This window comes from Arsenophonus sp. ENCA (assembly GCF_002287155.1).
Lineage (GTDB): Bacteria > Pseudomonadota > Gammaproteobacteria > Enterobacterales > Enterobacteriaceae > Arsenophonus > Arsenophonus nilaparvatae.
Window position 1 is genome coordinate 1 of the sequence record NZ_NHNG01000086.1, and the last position, 3,242, is coordinate 3,242.

Genomic DNA, 3,242 nt, shown 5'->3' on the forward strand with positions numbered 1-3,242 from the left:
TGAGCACATACTTAATACTCGGGGACGAAAATCGTTGGGCTATTTTTCTCCAAATGAAGTATTTTTAGCTCATCTAATGGCTGCATAACGTTTTATGGGGTTGTTGCGTTTCGACTGGGAATGGGCCCCGAAAAAAACGGGTGCTAATGCACCCGAACACAGTAAAATTACTCACAAAAAATTTTAATTAAATTTTTCCTACCAAATCGAGTGAAGGTGATAAGGTTGCTTCCCCTTCTTTCCATTTAGCTGGACATACTTCCCCTGGATGGCTTGCTACATATTGCGCAGCTTTAATTTTACGTAATAAATCGGATGCATCACGCCCAATACCTTCCGCAGTAATTTCAACTGCCTGGATGATACCTTTTGGATCAACAATAAATGTGCCACGATCTGCTAATCCTAATTCTTTTTGTTCATCATTTTCTTGATATTTGCGCATCACTTCAAAATTACGCGTTAATGTCCAACTAGGATCGCCAATCATGGTATATTTAATTTTACCAATCGTGTCTGAATGACCATGCCACTCTTTATGAGTAAAATGGGTATCCGTTGAAACAGAATAAATTTCGACGCCTAGTTTTTGAAACTCTTCATAGTGATCAGCTAAATCACCTAATTCAGTTGGGCAAACAAAGGTAAAATCAGCAGGATAAAAGAAAAAAATGCTCCATTTACCTTTAATATCTTTTTCAGATATATCGATAAATTTTCCATCTTTAAAGGCGGTATTTTGAAAAGGTTTAATTTCTGTATTAACCAAAGACATTTTGCTGCTCCCTTCTATTTGATAGGTATTTAATATATAAACATAAAAGTATTACGTCTAATTCCTTTTTACTATTAATTCAATAGGCATTACCTATTGTAAATAAATATAATATAAAAAAAACCGATGAATAAATCGATTTTGATTTGAGAAATAATGTGCCAGATTAACTTTAAGAATATCAATTAGAACATGATAAGCACCAGCGCAGACATTACTAATTACTGGCAAAGTTATTAGACGATTTATGTGCAGTGATCAGAATATTATAAGTACAAAAAAAAGACTGTTTTGGCACATGATAAAAACTTTGAGGCTGGCTAACAGGTTGAATAACAATGTCACCGGCACGCAATAATTGCTTTTTTCCCCAGCTATTAATAAAGGTAAACGCCGATTCGGTTTCAGGTACAATAAAATAATTCATCATTTTACCGGTCGGAATAAAACGTAAATAATTAGGCTTGCTTGATACGGTAACAGGATCATGATAATACTGGTGAAATTTTGCTTTTTCAACCAAATATTGCTCATTACCTGTGGCAGGACAAATATTTTCCACCACCCAATCACCCTCCTCAGCGGGCGACGATATTACCTCAGTTCCAACGCCTTTAATGATTGTCTTAATAATTTTACCCGGCGTAGCAAGTCGCGCATAGACCGACTTACTTTTTTGAGCTATGCCAGTTAAACCTTTTTGTTGTGCTTGCTGGAAATAAGCCACAATATCTTTAGTAGGATACTGTTCTAACGAAGCTTGTTCATCATAGGCTAAAGCTGGTAAAGGTAATAATATTAGAAGTAATTTCAGGTAATTAGACTGTTTATTCATATAATTTAACCATAAATTTTTAACTACAGAGTAGCTCTCAATAAAGTGAAAATAATGCTTAAAATACCAATATTAAAAGTATTCATTAACTAATACTAATTTACCAATTAAAGCTCCTGACTCCATAAAACGATGCGCTTTTTCTGGTTGTTTTAATGGATAAGTTTTAGCAATAATGGGTTTTATCTTACCTGAATTAATCAGTGGCCAAACCTTATTTTCTAACGCTGTTGCAATCGCTATTTTTTCCGCTAAAGTTCTTGCTCGCATTGTTGAACCAGTATGAACTAATTGTTTAACCATTAATGGCATTAAATTTAACTGCTGAGGTGCCCCACGCATCATACCAACTTGAATGATACGGCCATGTTTAGCGGCAATTTGATAATTTTTATTAACATAATCGCCACCAATCAGATCAACCACCATATCGACCCCTTTATTTTGGGTATATTTAGCTATTTTTTCAGCAAAATCTTCTGTCATATAGTTAATAACTTTATCAGCACCTAAAGAAGATGCCACCTTCATTTTTTCCACTGAACCAATAGTAGTGAATACTTTAGCACCAAAAATTTTTGCTAACATGATGGTAACACTACCAATACCAGAGGTGCCACCATGAACGAGAACAGTTTCATTTTTTTTGAGTTGACCAATTTGGAAAACATTAGCCCAAACAGTAAAAAAGTTTTCTGGCAATGCCGCCGCTTCGATATAACTAAGATCACCAACAGGTAAAGCGATCGCTTCATGTACCAGACAATATTCAGCATATCCTCCACCGGCAACTAAAGCACAAACTTTATCGCCTTTTTTCCAACGCTGACAACCTTCTCCAACACTAACTACCTGACCGGCAATTTCTAATCCTGGTATTGGAGATGCATCTGCTGGTGGTGGATAAACCCCCATACGCTGAAAAATATCAGGACGATTGACACCCGCGGCGGCAACTTTAACAAGTAAATGTGATTTTGGTGGTTTTATTAGTGGTAATTGGGTGGGACTAAGCTTTTCCGGCCCGCCAGGTTCAATAATTTCAATAGCAAGCATCGTTTTTGGTAAAGGGTCTATGAGGTGCGGCATTCAATAATAACTCCATTGCTGAGTCAATCAACTAATTATTGTACTTGAGAGCCGTAAAATTTTCCTCTAATAATTTAACTAATATTTAATATAATATTTTGGTAAAATAGAAAAATAAAACAATAGTTTGATTAGAAATACCACTGCGCAATTAAATCAAATTCAGTTAATCTATAATTAATACCATCTATTTCATTAAGAAATCTCGTCCCAAAACTAACTTTATGATTTATTTTATAATTTATATTAAATTCAATCTCCATAGCATCAAAATTTTTCATTCTATTTAATTCTTTGTGACTAGAAAACTGGCTTAAATTATTAAAATAAAATTTCTTTGTGCTATTGGTGGTAATAAAATTGCCTTTCAACTTATCATTGGCTTTGTTGAATAAATCGAACTTTTAGGTGATTGGGGGGATCTGATCGCTACAGTCGTTTCATCATCGGGTCCCTATGGCAAAGCAAAAGTTTAAAATCACCAACTGGCCTGCATACAACAAAGCACTCAGGCAGCGCGGGTCTCTCACGGTATGGCTTGAT

The 3,242-nt window shown here is 35.1% G+C and carries 4 protein-coding genes; 1 reads left to right on the forward strand and 3 read right to left on the reverse strand.

Annotated features, from left to right (window positions below):
- Positions 1-187: 187 nt before the first annotated feature.
- The 3 genes from ahpC to CBG25_RS02550 form a co-directional block, all read right to left on the reverse strand.
- The gene (gene ahpC / locus CBG25_RS02540; protein WP_290604305.1) at positions 188-775 is read right to left on the reverse strand and encodes an alkyl hydroperoxide reductase subunit C; all 588 of its coding nucleotides are present in this window, start codon (positions 773-775) and stop codon (positions 188-190) included.
- A 217-nt stretch (positions 776-992) separates the two neighbouring features.
- Entirely contained in the window at positions 993-1,610 is a 618-nt protein-coding gene (locus CBG25_RS02545) for a hypothetical protein (RefSeq protein ID WP_290604307.1), read from the reverse strand.
- Positions 1,611-1,682: 72 nt separating this feature from the next.
- Complete coding sequence (locus tag CBG25_RS02550; RefSeq protein WP_290604310.1) at positions 1,683-2,699, reverse strand: NAD(P)H-quinone oxidoreductase; 1,017 nt, start codon at positions 2,697-2,699, stop codon at positions 1,683-1,685.
- 456 nt (positions 2,700-3,155) lie between these two features.
- Between CBG25_RS02550 and CBG25_RS02555 the strand changes: the two genes are divergently transcribed.
- A partial coding sequence (locus CBG25_RS02555; RefSeq protein WP_290604312.1) for a hypothetical protein occupies positions 3,156-3,242 on the forward strand: 87 nt, incomplete at its 3' end.